Here is a 15,888-nt window from a genome sequence, read left to right on the forward strand (position 1 = left end):
GTCAGACCTTTCCGCTTGAGAGGAGATGTAGATCTTGAATCGTACGAAACTGGTCATTGCAGGCTGCCTGCTGGGGTTGAGTCTCGCCTCAAGCGCTATGGAACAGCTGCAGGCAGCAGAATGGGGGAACTTAACCGGGCAGTTCAAGTTTACCGGCGAGCGACAGACACCTGCGAAACTCGATATTAACCGGGATCAGGAGATCTGTGGTAAATTCGACGAGCTGATTGTCGATCAGAGTCTGGTCACCGGGAAAGACGGAGGGCTGGCGAATGTATTTATCTACCTGCGGGAATCCCGTATGCAGGAAGCACAGATCCATTCATCCTATGACAAGCTGCCTGCGTCGGTCACCATCGAAAACAAAAGTTGCATCTTTCAGCCGCATGTCGCAGGGCTGTGGGTCAAACGTCAGAAGCTGCAGGCCGTCAATAAAGATCTGTGTGCGCACGGCTTTCAGGTGAAGGCTTATCGTAATATGAGCCTGAATCAACTCTTGCCCCCCGGAGAAAAACTCGACCATCAGTTCGAGCATGGTGAGAAGCTCCCGCTGCGGATGAGCTGCAGCATTCATCCCTGGCAGGAAGGCTGGCTGGTGGCTTTGGATCATCCTTACTTTGCGACTTCAGATGATTCGGGACGATTCCAGATTCAGAATCTGCCTGTGGGCGAATGGGAGTTCCAGCTCTGGCATGAAAAAGCAGGATATCTGGCCGCCCGGGATGATTGGAAACGGGGACGCTTCAAGCTTAAAATTAAACCCGGTACGACAGACCTGGGAGTGATCCCGGTTGCGCCCGCATTACTCACTGGCAAGTAAAATCAAATCAAACATGCGACTGTTGAGCTATAACATTCATAAAGGGATCGGCGGGCGTGACCGTCGATATCAACTGGAACGGGTGATCGGTGTCATCGAGCAGGAAAATCCGGATATCATCTGCCTGCACGAGGTCGACCGGAATGTGAAACGTTCCCGCTTTAATAATCAGCCAAAGATCTTTGCTGATTACTTCAATATGCCGGAATCGCTGTATCAGCTGAATGTCAAGCTGAAGACAGGGGGCTACGGCAATCTGATCCTTTCCCGCTGGTCGTTCCTGTCACAGCATCAGATCTCGCTGACCAATAAGTGGCGGAAAGCGCGCGGTGCCCAGATTGTGTTGATCGACTCTCCTGAGGGGCCCTTTCAACTGGTGAACTTCCACCTCGGACTGGCTGAAAAAGAGCGGCACTGGCAGATCAATCATCTGCTGACGCATCGACTGTTTCGGGAAGGGAACGATCATCCTTCGCTGATCGTGGGAGACACCAACGACTGGCGGAATACTCTGGCGAATGGAAAGTTCTCTGAATATGAATATCAGGAAGTGACGAGCCCGCCGTCCCGCTTTCGGTCGTTTCCTGCGTATATGCCTGTGGGGACGCTGGATAAAGCGTTTATTCGCGGTGAGATCGGTGTAAAGCAGGCCAGACTGGCGCGGTCTCAACTTTCACGACAGGCTTCCGATCATCTGCCCCTGGTGATTGACTTTCATTTGAATGAGCATGCCAGCGAATGGATAAAAAAAGCAGGGCAATGACCATTGTCATTACCCTGCTTTTAATATTTGAACTTCAGTCATTCCGACTCAATGTTGGAAAAACTGCGGTCAGCAACTCCGTGGAGTGAATTACTCTTTTACTTCTCCAACGGGAGGCAGTTCGTCTTTTTCGATGTAGTCACCAAAAGTTTTACCTTCGGTGGGGCTGGGCATCTTTTCAGCATCTTTGAGTGCTTTGACGATCTTGTCTTTGTCAGTTTCTTTCCGCTTTGACAGACCTTTACCAACGGCCTGACCGTAGGCACTCTTTTCTTTCTTGGTCTTGCCAGGGTGGCAGATGCCGCATTTCTTGTCGATCAGCATTTTGGAGTCAGGGTATGTTTCTGCCCAGATTTTTTTGAAGTTAGGACGAGCTTCAACCTGCTTTTCACCACAGATCAGAGTCAGTCCGGCGATCGCCAGGCCAAACATCAATGCTACTTTTACGTTCATCATTTTCCGCATAAAATTCCTCATATTCTTCTAAAAAGTAAGTGACAGTTAACTTAAGAAGCTCCCGGCTTGAGCCAGCCAGAAACCTCGGTCAGTGGTTGCCCCGTATCACAAGAAGTTCGAGTTTTTCAAATCACAACAAATTGTGTAACTACATTAGAATACTCATTTTCCACGCTGTCAACGCACTCAAGGAAATCGAATCAAGAATGTCTCATTTGAAAAATTCTGATTTATCAATCTTTTTATCTCCGGCAAAAACGTGTTTATCCTGAATGAATCAGGTCTTCAGTGGGATACCGGGGATCAGGAGTGGTAAGGTTGTAAGTTGTTTTAGGTGTTGATCTTAGTGAAGTAGTTGGTAGGATGGATTGAACTTGGTTGGGATCTGTGTGTATGTCTTCTGCAGTTCCATACGTCATTATAAGGTTCAGCGTTGGGGATTTTAAAGAATTTTTTTCGAATAATTGTCCCGCCTGATTCATTCCCCTGGCGGCGTTCATTCGAATTGAGGCCATTGATCGCACTCGTATCAAAAGGAGTTCATCGTGAAGCTGTGTAGAAACCTGTTGCTGGTGGTACTGGTGGTCTGGGGGGCTTGCGCTGCTCCGCGGAATGTCCTGGCTGAAGCCGCGTCCCGTCCGAATATTGTGATGATCATTTCCGATGATCAGGCCTGGAACGATTACGGTTTCATGGGGCATGAAAAGATTAAAACCCCGAATCTGGACAAGCTGGCGGCGGAGAGTGCCGTCTTCAAGCGTGGTTATGTTCCGACCAGCCTGTGTCGCCCCAGTCTGATGACGATGATTACCGGTCTGTATCCGCATCAGAATATGATTACGGGGAATGATCCTCCCAAAGGCATGGATCGCCAGAAACTGCTGAAACATGTTCGCGCTGTTGACTGCCTGCCTCAAATGCTGGGCAAACTGGGATACAAGAGTTATCAGTGTGGCAAATGGTGGGAAGGCAATCCCAGTCTGGCCGGCTTCACTTCGGCGATGACACATGGCGACCCCAAACGGGGAGGACGTCATGGTGACCTGGGTTTGAAGATCGGTCGGGAGGGGATGAAACCCGTTTATCAGTTCATTGATGAATGCAAAGATGATCCTTTCTTTCTGTGGTATGCCCCCTTCCTGCCCCACACTCCTCACAATCCACCTCAGCGGATTCTGAAGAAATACCTTAATCCGGAAACTCCAGTAGAGCTGTCCTATTATTACGCGATGGTTGAGTGGTTCGACGAAACCTGCGGACAACTGCTGGACTACCTGGATCAGAAACAGCTGTCGGACAACACAATAGTTGTCTACGTGACGGACAACGGCTGGATCCAGTATGTGCCTGAATCCGAGGCGGAACGCAAGAAAATGAAACGTCGTTTCCGTTATGCCCCCAAGTCGAAGCGGAGTCCCTATGATGGCGGTCTCAGGACACCCATCCTGCTTCGCTGGCCGGGGAAAATCAAACCGGCAGAGTATGATACGTTGGTGAGCAGCATCGATCTGGCACCAACAATTCTGGATGCCGTCGGTTTAAAACCGACCAAAGCCATGGAAGGGATCAATCTGCTGCAGGTGATTCAGAACGGTGGCAAGACTGACCGCAAAGCGATTTTCGGCGAGATCTTCGAGCACGATATGGTCGACATTGATGCTCCCGTCACGAGTCTGAAATATCGCTGGTGTATCGAAGGGGAATGGAAAGCGATCTTCCCCGGACCCCGGCTGAGTGAAGAAAAGCCCGAGTTATATAACCTGGCGCAGGATCCGTTTGAGCAGCACAATGCCGCGGCTGCGCATCCGGAACTGGTTCAACAGCTGTTGAAGCAGACCAATGCCTGGTGGAATGTTCCCGCAAATTAAGCGATGAACTAAAACGATTACCCGGGCAGATCGAGGGTTCGATCTGTCCGGGTTTCTCACGCCACTTTTAAAGAACAGGAGATACGGGATTAGTGATGATCCCAGTGTCCTGACTGATGATAGTCGTAGTGACCGGGCTGGTAGTGGTAATGATTTCGATGACGGTAGAATCCACCGGGATGATAGTCGTAATGACTGGTATCATGCCAGTAAGAGTGGCGTCGGCCGTGATAGTAGGGACGAACGTTATGTGAGCGATACCGGCCGCGGTATCCACCGTAATTACTGTAGCCGTATCCGTTACCCAGATTCAGGCTGAAATTAACTCCCCCCGCTTCCGCTGTGGAGGCACTGCCGAGCATTGCAAATCCGCCAGCCAGAGCAACGCAAACGATCATGAACTTTTTCATCTTTCCATTCCTTAAAAGAGATTACGGTTGTTTTTGAATCTGCGACCGCGTCTAAGGAATGTTAAAAAGCATCGATTGTGCCAATTAAACTGATTGGGTTGTAAGTGGCTTCTATAATTGACTTTAATGGGATGCGGACGCGTCGGAGCGATTTACGGTCTGTGATCATTATGATAAAAGCGCCCTCAGAGTGACCCCAGAAATGGGAACGTACCGGCAGATCCTGCCTGTGAACTTAAGCAGCGAATCGCAAATCTGCGCCTGAATTTATCCGTTGGTGCGGATGGTCATTGCTTTGATGGGGGCGAGCAGGCGACTGAAGTCACGGACGCAGTCCATGGTGGAAGAGATTTCTTCCTGGAGCTTCTCGGTATGCGAACCGTAGCCGAGCCGCCGGGCGAGGAATTCGAACTCTTCCTGATCCTGAGGGGGAACCGTCAGGTCCCTGGCGTTGCCGCGCACCATGCGCAGAGCATCAATGAGCCTGCGGAGAAAGATGTAGGCGTCGCGAAGTTTGTAGAAGTCGTCGGGACTGATCAGCCCCAGTTTTTTAAGGGACTCAATGCCTTCGAGAGTGTTTGTGGTTCGCAGTCCGGGATTGCGGTGCCCGTATGTGATCTGCATACCCTGGATCAGGTATTCACAATCAACGAGTCCACCGTCCCCGAGCTTGGCGTTGATGGTTCCCCCTTTGACGAGCTGCTGAATCTGCTTTTCCCGCATGGCGAGCATGGCAGCGACGTCGAACGGTTTGCCGGAGTAGATAATTTCATCCCTGACGCGGACGATCTGGTTTCCAAATTCCACATCGCCTGAGATCGGGCGGAGTTTGACCAGTGCCTGACGTTCATAAGGCCAGGCAGCTCCTTCGTGAGAGAAATAGCTTTGGAAGGCTTCAGCTGAGACAGCCAGACTGCCCGCCTGTCCGTACGGACGTAACCGCAGGTCGATCTGGAAAATACCTTCGCTGCGGGTTTTAATCATCTTGGTGAATTTTTCCACCAGCTTCAGGTAGTATTCATTATTCGTGATGACTTCGGCTCCATCCGTCTGCCCGGCACCTTCGTAAATAAACATCAGCTCAATGTCAGAGGCGAAGCCGAGTTCGCGTCCGCCACACTTTCCGAGTGCACAGATCGAAAGATGGCAGGGGCCACCCGATTCCAGTTGCGGCTCGCCATAGCGTTCCTGTAACTGTTGATGGCAGACTTCGTATGCGCCTTCCACCACAACCTCTGCGACATCGGTTAATTCGTCTGAGAACTGGCCGAATTCAGAGATGTGACCCAGTATATGCCGCATGTCGGTACGCAGCATGGCTCGATCTTTGAAGGCGTTTAGCCGTTCCTGCTGTTCTTCAGGAGTCGATGCCTCAGCGAGCTCTTCGGTGAGTTCGGCCTGGAGTTCCTCCAGGGGAATCCGGTTTTTCAATTCTTCCACATTGGCAACAACGGGGAACAGATTGGAATGCTGCAAGCGGAGGAAGTCTTCCCAGAGGAAGTCACTGACCCCCAGCAGACGTGCCAGGGCACTGAGCACGCTGGTACGCTCCAGTGAGGAAATTTCTTCGACCCAGTTGGGTTGCTTGAAAAGATGCTCCAGGAACTCGCGGAAGTGCAGCAGTGCCGATTCCGGATTGGGAGAGCGGGGGAGCAGGTGTGTGAAGTGTTTAATCAAGACGATCGCGGCACGCAGTCCCTGTTGCTGGGCTTCCGCACTGATTTTTTCCCCTTTATCATCGGTGACATACAGCACATCGCTGACGCGGGTTCCTTCCGAATCGATTACCATGCGGGCGATATCGATGCCGCTCATCGAGAGGGCGTTGGTCAACTCATACAGGAAGCCGGTGGTATCTTCAGACTGGATGCGGAGAATGGTGTGCCGACTGTCAGTCTCGTTGTCGACTTCAATTTCAACCGGGTACAGCACCTGGCTGGCCTGTGCGAGATCATGCAGGCCGGCGGCGACGCGTTTGGCAAGTTCTCCCACAGCTTCCTGGGGATTCCCCGATTCGACTTTGTGCAGCAACTGGGAAAGGTCGTTACGGTAGTCGGTCCAGATATTCGGTTCCACGGCAGGGCCGGAGGCTTTAACATCCAGCACGATGACGAACTTGCGGGTGTTTTTGGTCTTCTCACTCGGTTTGGTAGACCGCCCGGAAGCGGGAGCCGGTTTGACCTTCTGGTTGGTAAACAGGTGCCCTTTCTCAATGTCGAATCCGTAGACAAACAGCAGACCGCAAATCAGGGACAGGTCGCCGGTCTGGTCAAAGCCGACCATGGTCAGACGCAATTGATTGTTAGGGCGCTTTTCCGTTTCGAACTCAACGATGTTGGTCTCGCTCAGTTTGCGAGCCATCTGGCTGTGCTGCTCGGTCTCTTGTTCATTAAAGACTTTGGTATAAGAGGCCGCCATCATTCCGATGGGATTGCTGTCCTGCTCGGAATGCGTGGAGTGTTTTCCTGTTTTGTTTTCAGCGGGATCGTAGATGTATTTTCTGTAGATGCTGCGAACCGCTTTGCGGTGTTGTTCATAATACTGCACCAGCTGTTTGCCGTCCTGGAAATCAAGCCGCCGGGCGAGGTAAGCCAGTTCCCGCTCATCGGTGGGCATGTGATGCTCCTGGTTATAGTGCATCAGCTGCAGCGCGTGTTCAATTTTTCGAAAGAAGACATAGCCGCTGGTCAGGTGGCGATATTCATCCGCCTGGATGAGGCCGTGATCGACGAGTCGCACAAGCCCGTCCAGCGTATTGATGCTGCGAATCGAGGGGTATTTCGCACCGTTGGCCATCTGCAGGTACTGAGTCGTGAACTCCACATCGCGGATAGAGCCTTTGCCAGATTTGACTTCGCCCCATTCCTTGCCTTTTTTCTTCAGGGTCTCTTCAATCCGTTGTTTCATCTCCAGCACATTTTTGCGGACTTCTTCTGAATCGCAGTTGAAGATCTGTGGTTCGATGCGGCGGAAGAACTCCATGCCCAGTTTCTGATTGCCGGCGATCACGCGGGCTTTCAGCATCGCCTGCTTTTCCCAGAGGCGACCATGTTTGGCGAAGTAATCGACGTAAGCGTCGACCGTGGTCACCAGCGCACCAGAGCGTCCCCAGGGACGAAGACGCATATCAACGCGGTACAGGAAGCCTTCAGCCGTCGATTCCATCAGGGACTTGATGAGTTTCTGGCCGAGCTGCCAGTATTTGGTGGAGTCCTGTCCGGAGATGAAGACGAGGTCGATGTCCGAACTGTAGTTCAATTCTTCCCCACCCAGTTTACCAAAGGCCAGGACGGCGAAGTCATCCAGGGGCAGATCCATGTCTTCTGAGAGAACGGTCAAACAGGATTGCACCAGTCCGTCAGCCAGTAGCGAAAGCTGGACAGTGATGTTTTTGAGGTCCATCAGGCCGAAGGTGTCACAAGCACCGATGCGGAGCAGTTCCCAGCGCTGGAAACGACGAACGGCATCGAATTTTTCGGCGACACTGCCGGTCTCCTGCCGCATGATGGCCATTGCTTCTGAGAAGAACTGCTGCTGACTTTTGAATTCGGCAATCCGGTTGTAGCGGGTCAATCGTTCGAGGTAGTCGGGGTTCTTGAGGAGAATTTCCGTGAGGAACTGACTGCCGACGAAGAGCCGGACCAGAATTTCGACGGCTCGTGGATTCTGTGTAAGGAACTCGAGCATCGTTTCGGGTTCCGAAACGCTGTTCATGAACCGTTCGAAGTTGATCAGGGAGCCATCTGGAGTTGCGGCATCGGTCAGTGCCTGGAGCAGGGTTGGCAGAATCTGGGTTAATTCTTTACGAATCTGGGGCGTTGTGCACAGCTCCCGCAGTCGAATCAGCGCACGTTCCTGATCGCTAAATCCGATGCTGGCCAGGATGTCTCTGACTTCGGGATCGCTGACGGTATATTTCTGATCCAGAAGAATTTCCGGGTTGTCATAGATGACGGGGCTATTCATATAATTAACAGAACCTGTAGGTCGTGAATTCTGAGATTCAGGATATCGAAAATCCGGTCGCGTTGGTCGAGGAACACTCTACTGATGTGGTTCTCCTGTCCTCGTGGAGCGATGGGAGCCTGTCTGGTTCAAGTGCTGTGAAGTGTCACCACATTATAGGGTGATATCGAGTGTAAAAGAAGTTACTCTCCGTTTGAAGTGCAACTAATTCGAAGCTGTTTTCAGGGAAGCCTTTGCAGTTGCTTTTCTCCGATCAGTCATCTAGTCTGGAATGATTAAATAAAGGTCATTTACTGCGTCGTTTTCCCAAACCGCGGTACTCAAAACAGAGAGAAAACTGATGTCGAACTATTCCTGCAGTCGTCGTGAATTTGTATCTCGGGTCATGTGTGGTGTGGGTGCTTCGGCTCTGGGTAGCCTCTCATTCGGAGCCGAACAGAAGAGTGGTGCAGAACAGAAGTTCCCTCCGATGCGGGTGATTACCAAAGGCCCCCGGCATCACTGGTTCGGCTATTATGACAAGCTGCAGTTTGACCCCACCAGCCGCTATGTGCTGGGAATGGAAGTGGCTTTCGAACATCGTTCGCCCCGGGCCGATGATGTAATCAAAATCGGCATGGTCGACCTGGAAGACGGCGATCGCTGGATTGAGCTGGGAGAATCGACCGCCTGGAACTGGCAGCAGGGATGTATGCTGCAGTGGCTGCCCGGTTCTGCTTCGGAAATTATCTGGAATGATCGGCAGGATGGTCAGTTTGTCAGTCGAATTCTGGATTTAAAATCTGGAAAGGGACGCACCATTCCCTCCCCCATCTATTCGGTCAGTCCGGATGGGAAGACCGCTGTCACGCCTGATTTCCGACGGATTCAGGATGTGCGACCCGGCTATGGATATCCCGGTTTCCCCGATCCCAATTTCAAGGATCTGGCTCCCCAAGACTCCGGGATTTTCCGGGTGGATCTGGAGACCGGTAAATCCACGCTGATTCTGTCACTGGAGGAAATTTCCCAGACGGGGACCATCCCCAAGAATCAGAAAGATATCAAGCATTACTTTAACCACCTGTTATTCAGCCCGGATGGATCCCGGTTCATTACGCTGCATCGCTGGCAGTATCCGAATGGCAAACGCCTCTCTCGGATGGTCACGGCCCGTCCGGATGGCAGCGATGTGCGGGTGGTGATCGATAACGGGTTTGTCTCGCATTTCATCTGGCGTGATCCCGAACACATCCTGGCCCAGTCCAAGGCGACTGCTGACAGCCCGTCTTGGGGTGATTTCCTGGTCAAAGATGAAACCGGTGCCGAACTCAAAGAAGTGGGTAAAGGCGTGCTGGATAATGGAGGACATCTGACTTACCTTCCGGGGAATGAGTGGATTCTGAACGATACCTACCCCAAAGGCAAAGAGCGGATGCAGACGCCGCACCTGTATCATGTCGCTTCCGGGAAGCGAATCGATCTGGGGCACTTCCACTCACCAAAACTCTACACCGGTGAGTGGCGGGTTGACACGCATCCCCGTTACAGCCCCAATTCCCGGTATGTCTGTATCGACAGTCCCTATCAGGACCAGGGGCGTCAGTTGCATCTGATTGATATCAGTGAAATCACTGGTGCGTCGTAGGACGCAGCATGACGGATTATTCGGTCCCTGCGCCGACCCTGTCTGAGGTTTTCTCTGCGGGAGATTCGGGGAGCACTTCCCGGGTAATCATGACCTGATAGAATTTATTCCGTTTGAGTGCACGGTCCAGCGCTCCCTGGTCGACAGCACTGCGATTTTCGAATGTGATCTCTTTCTTATCGGGATTGAAGTGCACCGTTTCCTGATCGACCCAGACAAACCCTTTCAGTAAGCGGCGTGCTGAGTCGGTAACGTTGTCACCGCCGTAAACGCCATAGTGGATGATATATTTCTGCTTTTCCGTGGCAGCGGGGGGCATGTTACCTGGTGAAGACGGCGTGGCATCCGGGGACGAATTCCCCAAATTCTGTGCTAGGTTCAGATCCTCTTCCTTGAGTTTGATCCATTCCGAATCAACTCGGATCCCTGCGCTGGATAACGCACTCTCAGCCCTAATCTCAATTCCGAATTTACCGTCATTGGCTTTGACTTTGATGGCCGCCCACTTCTGGTCATAATTCATCACCAGGGAGTCGGGGATGTATTCTTTAATACCTCTAAGTGATCTTTCAGCCATGCGCTGGGCCGCGATGGGATTAAATGTGTCACCAGGAAAGCGTAGGCGGTTTATACTTTCAATTCGGAATGTCATGAGATCAATATTCTGATCGTCCTCAGCTGACTCGTTATCGATTGGTAAGATTTTGAGGGGCGCGTCAGACAGCAGCATGACTTTAGTCGATTTCTGGTTGGCAATTTTATCCCTGAGGTTCTGCGGAAGTTCGCCGGCATAATCGAAGGTAATTGTCATCTCGTAAAAATTGATGATGACGTTGTCGCCTTTCGTCCCGAGGATGGCGACGTCGAATGAGGACTCAAGCGAATTCAGAAAAAAGGGCGCTTGTTTTTTCAGCTTTTGTTCAAACTCGGGAGTGAAACCAGCGATTTGAAACCGGTATCTCCGAGTTTCTCCGTCCCGGGCGATTCTCACTTTCTCCAGCGACGCGCGCATCTTTTCAAGATGAGCGGACGCCGAACTGCCTGAGTCAATATTTCGTTTTGTCTGGCGGGTCTTATCGATACGCGACTGGGCCGCCTGTTTCATCGCAGCCAGTTGTGGATCAAGTCCGGGAGAACCATCTTCCTGAGGTTGTGAAGGTTGTGCCTTTAGTTGATCCTGAATCCACTTGATTCCCTGGGGAACTCCTTCATCGACCATGGTCTGATAATGGTCGCTGCCGTTACTCGCCACGAACTTCACATCGACTCCCTGTGCTTTCAACTGTTCTGCGAACTGTCGCGATGCCACGAAGGAGGTCACCTGATCTCCGCGTGCATGGAACAGGAAAACGGGGCACTGGATTGTCTGAGCATGTTCTTTGGGAGAACTGAGGCGGATGAATTCTTCGACATCGGGAATCAACGGTTTGATTTCACCGAGATGGTTTGCAAAGAACTTCTGGGGATCGACAGAGGGGGCATAGGCGAGGCAGCCTTTGATCGTGTCAGGATCCCAGAAATGCTGATAACTGTGTTCCGCAAACAGTAGCGAGAGGGTGGCGGCTGAACTGTGGCCGGCCAGGAAGATGTTGCTGGTGTCAATTTCCGGTATAGTTGACTTAGCCAGCGAGAGGGCCTGGGCATAGTTCAACATGCCGGCTTTACTTCTACGAAAGGCCTCATGTGCCTTGATGAACTCGGCATTGCTGGTCTGATCGCCAGCACCGAGGTCACCGTCGATGGAAAAGGTGATCACAGCGAAGCCGGCTTTGACGTAAGGTTCGTGTTCCGGGTTCTGCGTGTTAACGGTATCGTCGATTTCCATGCCTGTCAGCAGTGTAGAGCCGGCCGGGGGAACAATCACGCAGGGGAATTTCTCTCCTTGTCCTTTCGGGGGAGGAAAACACGAAACTTCATCCGGCTGGCAGGCGCATCTGGCTGATCGGGATCAGGGGAACTGGTCACTTCAAACATCCTGCCGATGGAGGCAGAAGGTCGTTCCTGAAAAACGTTGGCCGAGGTATTTCCGGGTTCCGCCCATTCCAGAGGCAGGGGAGTATGTATCTGGATGTGAAATTCCTTCAGGTCCTCGAGGTCAACATCCGCATCCGGATCGACCTGAGCGACGTTGTTCTGTGCGCGTCCGCCCGGACCAACTTTCGCGAAGGGACCGGATTGCGTTTCTTTCGCGATGATCAGGGACAGGCCCACAACCAGGTAGACTACTACTCCGCTGAAGATCGCGGCAAAGGGCCCTTTGGTTCGCTCAAAACGGGTGATGGCATAAAAGAGCGAATACAGGGGCACGAAGAAACAGAGCAGAAATTCACCAAAGCTCTCCTCCGCTGCCAGAATCAGCAGTCCGATGCCGCCGACGGCCGTACACCCCATGGCGAAGAAAACGACGATGAACATCACAATCGTTGTACTGACAGTATTACCTGTCACAAAAAAGAAGCTGTACAGGCAGAGCAGTATGGCCAGGGGAAAGACGACAAACGGGAGAAGCCATATTTGCGCAGCGCGCCCAGAAAGCTCTGCTGCGATTTCGACTTTTTACGGGTCGGTTTTGGTTTCTGCCGGGGCTGTTTCGCAGGTCTGACGGCGGGACCATCACTCAGGTCGTCTTCCCAGTCAGTTTCATCCTCTTCCAGGAACAGGGGTTCGTCTGACTCGTCTTCAAAACCAAACTCATCATCCTGCGGGGAGCGACGACTCGGCTGCTTGCGTGGACCGGACGATTTCCGGGCCGGTTTTTCAATGACAAATGGCGTCTCACATTTCGGGCATTTGACTTTCTTCCCGAAAGCAGCCTGGGACTTGATATTGAAACTCGCTGCGCAATGGGGGCAGGAAATCGATGCAGGGGAGGCCATCTTAATGATCCGGACTTTCAATCAGTAGAATGTAGACAGAACGCATGAGTACAGGTCTGCATTATTCTACTGACTGGCAGTACACGAATCAATTCGTGTTTCTCAGGTGTTCTCAACCGGAAATCAGCCGTTTGAGGTATTATTTGGCCTGACTGGCGACCGTTTCTCGGAGCTCACGGACTTCGCGTTTGAGTTCGTGGACTTCATTGCGAAGCTGCTTGAGCAGTTCATGCACCTCAGGGCCGGCATGGGGTGGCCGATGTTCGGCATGCTGATGTCGTTCGAGGCGTTCGCGGAGGTGCTGTTCGTTTTCTTTGGCTTCCTGATGGATTCGATGAGCCAGATCGTGCATACCCGCCTGTTCGAGGTGCTCGGCTGCCACGTGCATGTTTTGAATCCGGTGACGATGTTCGTCCATCTCCCGTTCAATGTTTCGATGTTCTGCTTCAGCATGGGCCCGATGCCGCTCGTGTTCCGGATGATGTTCTCGCGGATGACGGTCCCGCGGATGAGGCGGATGTTCGGGACGTCGATCCCGTTCTCTCTCATCGGACTGAGCAAGGAAGAAATCTCGCTCCGCAGGATCTGCTGCTTCGTTTTCGATGCCGGGACGCATTGCTCTGACCGGTTTCTCTGATGACAGGGTGATGCCGGCACCTAAGAGGACGACAGCCAGCAGGACGAGCAGTGCGGTGACGATCATTGATCTCATGATATTAATTCCCGGATTGAGCAGATAAGAAAAAATAGACGGGCAGGAACGACTCACTCAAGTAGATATGATATCGATTCCCACCTGATGCGTCGAGTTTTTTAATCTGACTTCGAGGGGAATACCACACGGAACCAGTGTTCCGTATTCTGGGACCTGTCAGGCTGTGCGCTGTCTGACCTGGGCGCTGAGCAGGTTCTGGTACTGCGGACAGGTGTCGACCAGGGTATTGTGGGGGCCGGTGGCAACGACTTTCCCCGAATCCATAACGACGACGCGGGTCGCAAATTCGAGCAGGCTCTGCCCGACCGAGTGCGTAATAATGAATACGGTCCGTCCGGGAGCGAATTCCTTGAGCGCCTTGTGGATCAGGATTTCACTCTGCGAGTCGATGGCCGAGGTGGCTTCGTCCAGGATCAGAATGTTCGGATCACGCAGGAAGGCCCGTGCCAGGGCAATGCGCTGGCGCTGTCCGCCGGAAAGCTCGTGCCCTTTCTCGCCGACGCCATAGTGCAGTCCATCAGGCAGCTGTTCTGCAAACTGGGAGACGTGTGCTTTTTTGGCGACGACTTCAATTTCGTGGCGGCTGGCGGACGGGCGTCCGTAGCGGATGTTTTCCAGAATCGTATCGTCGAAGAGCATGGTTTCCTGCGAGACGACGCCGATATGGTTGCGCAGGTCTCTCAAGCGGATGTCGCGGATATCGACTTCATTGATAAAGATATTACCTTTATCCGGATCGTAGAACCGGGGGAGCAGATTCACGAGTGTGGATTTACCGGAACCGTTTTCACCCACCACCAGTACAACCTCTCCTGCGGCCACTTCCAGATTGACGCCGTCCAGGATCGGTTCGTTATTGCGAGTGGACTCTTTCCGCTGAGCATAAGTGAAATCGATTTTATTGAAGCGAACCGATTCCACTTTCTGCGGGAATGGTTCTGGATCAGTCGTTTCTTTAACGAGCGATTCGCGATCCATGACCGTAAAGATGCGTTCGGCGGCAGCAGCGGTTCGTTTCAGTTTTGAGTAGACCGAGGACATTTTTCGTGCCGGGTCGGTGATGCCTGCCAGCAGGGCGTACATCATCGACAGGGTGGCGATGTCCATCGGGGCAGACGCGAGTTGAATGCCCCAGATTTCCGTTTTGCCCCGCAGGACGAGATAGGAACCGGGAATCAGGGCAATAAAGATCGCCATCAGCCCCAGCATTTCGGTGGTGGGGCTGGTGAGAGAGTCGATCCGGACGATGCGGAGTGCTTTCTTGAAGTACTCCTTATTTTCGTGATGGAAGCGACTGCGGTGTTTGCGTGCACCGTTGAAGGCGATAATGACCTTCGAGCTTTCGAAGGATTCTTCCAGTGTTTTATAGATGCGGGACATGCTTTCCATCATCCGCTGGCTGGCATGCTTCAGTGTTTTACCAATTTTATAGAAGACGATCGCGATCAGTGGAGCGAAGACGAATGAAAGCAGAGTCAAACGCCAGTTGACCATGAAAGCGAATACGACGCAGGCCAGCGCTTTGAGGGGTTCACGGATAATTTTCCCCCCCATGAGTGTCAGGCCCTGGGAGAGTTGCTGCATATCAAACGTGAAGCGGGACATCAGGGAGGCGGTCCCTTCATCCGAGAGACTCTGGTAGTCCAGGTCCAGTGCTTTGCGGAAACACTCCTTGCGAATCGACATCGTGGCCAGTTCGACCACGCCTCCCACGATGACATCCTGCGTAAAGATACAGACGCCTTTGATCATTGTCGTGACCAGGAGCAGTCCCAGGATCATCGCAAACGTATCGAACTGGTCGTCGGGGACCCAGGGGAGGATGTTGGATTCAATCCACTTCAGGGCAAACAGCTTGCGGGAGGCGATGCTCATATCCTCCTGCTGTCTTGAATGTTCGCTGAGCAGTTTCACCGGGGCATCGGCAAACTTGGTGGCATCGGCCTCGGCTGTGGAGAGATCTTCAACGGAATGATCGATCTGATACGCCTGGAGTTTACCAGAGATTTCTTTGAGGACCCGTTCCTTGTCTTTGATCGTATCCTCGGTCTCGACGATCTGTGTCTGCACGTACTGATCGATGCGTTCACCCTGCAGGAGTACCTTGACCACCAGGAAGGTGACGGACAGATTCGCCCCCCAGAGAATGGCGACCAGGACGGCAAAAAAGAATGCGGTAATCAGTCGACGGCGGAAAGGCCAGACGTAATGCAGAATTCTGGTAAAGCTGTTCACGGTAGACACTCTGGAATTCGAGATCAGTATGTTGTTTGTAAGTCTATTCATATCTATGGGTTATGCTCGGTGGTGACTGTCGAAATGATATAAATCACTCGGCTGAAGTCCGGAACTGGCCCGTATAGATCGCGAATTAAACTAGGAATCGC

Annotated in this window: 12 protein-coding genes; 4 read left to right on the plus strand and 8 right to left on the minus strand. The window is 52.4% G+C overall.

Annotated features, from left to right (window positions below):
- Positions 1-34: 34 nt before the first annotated feature.
- Both F1728_RS22635 and F1728_RS22640 read left to right on the plus strand, forming a co-directional pair.
- Positions 35-820 (plus strand): hypothetical protein, encoded by a 786-nt coding sequence (locus F1728_RS22635; protein ID WP_155365972.1) that lies wholly within the window; start codon positions 35-37, stop codon positions 818-820.
- On the plus strand, positions 792-1,583 hold the full coding sequence (locus tag F1728_RS22640; RefSeq protein WP_228030296.1) for an endonuclease/exonuclease/phosphatase family protein: 792 nt from the start codon (positions 792-794) through the stop codon (positions 1,581-1,583). The genes F1728_RS22635 and F1728_RS22640 overlap by 29 nt, the downstream gene beginning before the upstream one ends.
- A 90-nt stretch (positions 1,584-1,673) precedes the next feature.
- Here F1728_RS22640 and F1728_RS22645 read toward each other — a convergent pair whose 3' ends face one another.
- Positions 1,674-2,039: a hypothetical protein gene (locus F1728_RS22645; RefSeq protein WP_155365973.1), complete on the minus strand. Its 366-nt coding sequence runs from the start codon at positions 2,037-2,039 to the stop codon at positions 1,674-1,676.
- Positions 2,040-2,584: 545 nt separating this feature from the next.
- On the opposite strand from F1728_RS22645, the gene F1728_RS22650 reads away from it, so the two are divergent.
- The gene (locus F1728_RS22650; protein WP_155365974.1) at positions 2,585-3,907 is read left to right on the plus strand and encodes a sulfatase family protein; all 1,323 of its coding nucleotides are present in this window, start codon (positions 2,585-2,587) and stop codon (positions 3,905-3,907) included.
- Between the two features lie 89 nt (positions 3,908-3,996).
- Here the strand turns inward: F1728_RS22650 and F1728_RS22655 are convergent, their stop codons facing one another.
- Both F1728_RS22655 and F1728_RS22660 read right to left on the minus strand, forming a co-directional pair.
- A complete protein-coding gene (locus F1728_RS22655; RefSeq protein WP_228030297.1) occupies positions 3,997-4,317 on the minus strand; it encodes a hypothetical protein in 321 nt (106 codons plus the stop codon).
- Between the two features lie 267 nt (positions 4,318-4,584).
- Positions 4,585-8,283, minus strand: a complete 3,699-nt coding sequence (locus F1728_RS22660; RefSeq protein WP_228030298.1) for a [protein-PII] uridylyltransferase family protein — start codon at positions 8,281-8,283, stop codon at positions 4,585-4,587.
- 340 nt (positions 8,284-8,623) lie between these two features.
- Between F1728_RS22660 and F1728_RS22665 the strand changes: the two genes are divergently transcribed.
- Entirely contained in the window at positions 8,624-9,910 is a 1,287-nt protein-coding gene (locus F1728_RS22665) for a hypothetical protein (protein WP_155365975.1), read from the plus strand.
- Between the two features lie 16 nt (positions 9,911-9,926).
- Here F1728_RS22665 and F1728_RS22670 read toward each other — a convergent pair whose 3' ends face one another.
- The 5 genes from F1728_RS22670 to F1728_RS22690 all read right to left on the minus strand — a co-directional run bounded on the left by F1728_RS22670 (position 9,927) and on the right by F1728_RS22690 (position 15,736).
- The gene (locus tag F1728_RS22670; RefSeq protein WP_155365976.1) at positions 9,927-11,774 is read right to left on the minus strand and encodes an alpha/beta hydrolase family protein; all 1,848 of its coding nucleotides are present in this window, start codon (positions 11,772-11,774) and stop codon (positions 9,927-9,929) included.
- Entirely contained in the window at positions 11,771-12,358 is a 588-nt protein-coding gene (locus tag F1728_RS22675; RefSeq protein ID WP_155365977.1) for a hypothetical protein, read from the minus strand. The genes F1728_RS22670 and F1728_RS22675 overlap by 4 nt, the downstream gene beginning before the upstream one ends.
- Entirely contained in the window at positions 12,355-12,786 is a 432-nt protein-coding gene (locus F1728_RS22680; protein ID WP_155365978.1) for an MJ0042-type zinc finger domain-containing protein, read from the minus strand. The genes F1728_RS22675 and F1728_RS22680 overlap by 4 nt, the downstream gene beginning before the upstream one ends.
- Before the next feature lie 139 nt (positions 12,787-12,925).
- A complete protein-coding gene (locus tag F1728_RS22685; protein WP_155365979.1) occupies positions 12,926-13,498 on the minus strand; it encodes a hypothetical protein in 573 nt (190 codons plus the stop codon).
- Positions 13,499-13,657: 159 nt separating this feature from the next.
- Positions 13,658-15,736, minus strand: coding sequence for an ABC transporter ATP-binding protein (locus tag F1728_RS22690; protein ID WP_194242475.1), 2,079 nt, complete (start codon positions 15,734-15,736; stop codon positions 13,658-13,660).
- Positions 15,737-15,888 lie beyond the last annotated feature (152 nt).

The organism is Gimesia benthica, assembly GCF_009720525.1.
Taxonomy (GTDB): Bacteria; Planctomycetota; Planctomycetia; order Planctomycetales; family Planctomycetaceae; genus Gimesia; species Gimesia benthica.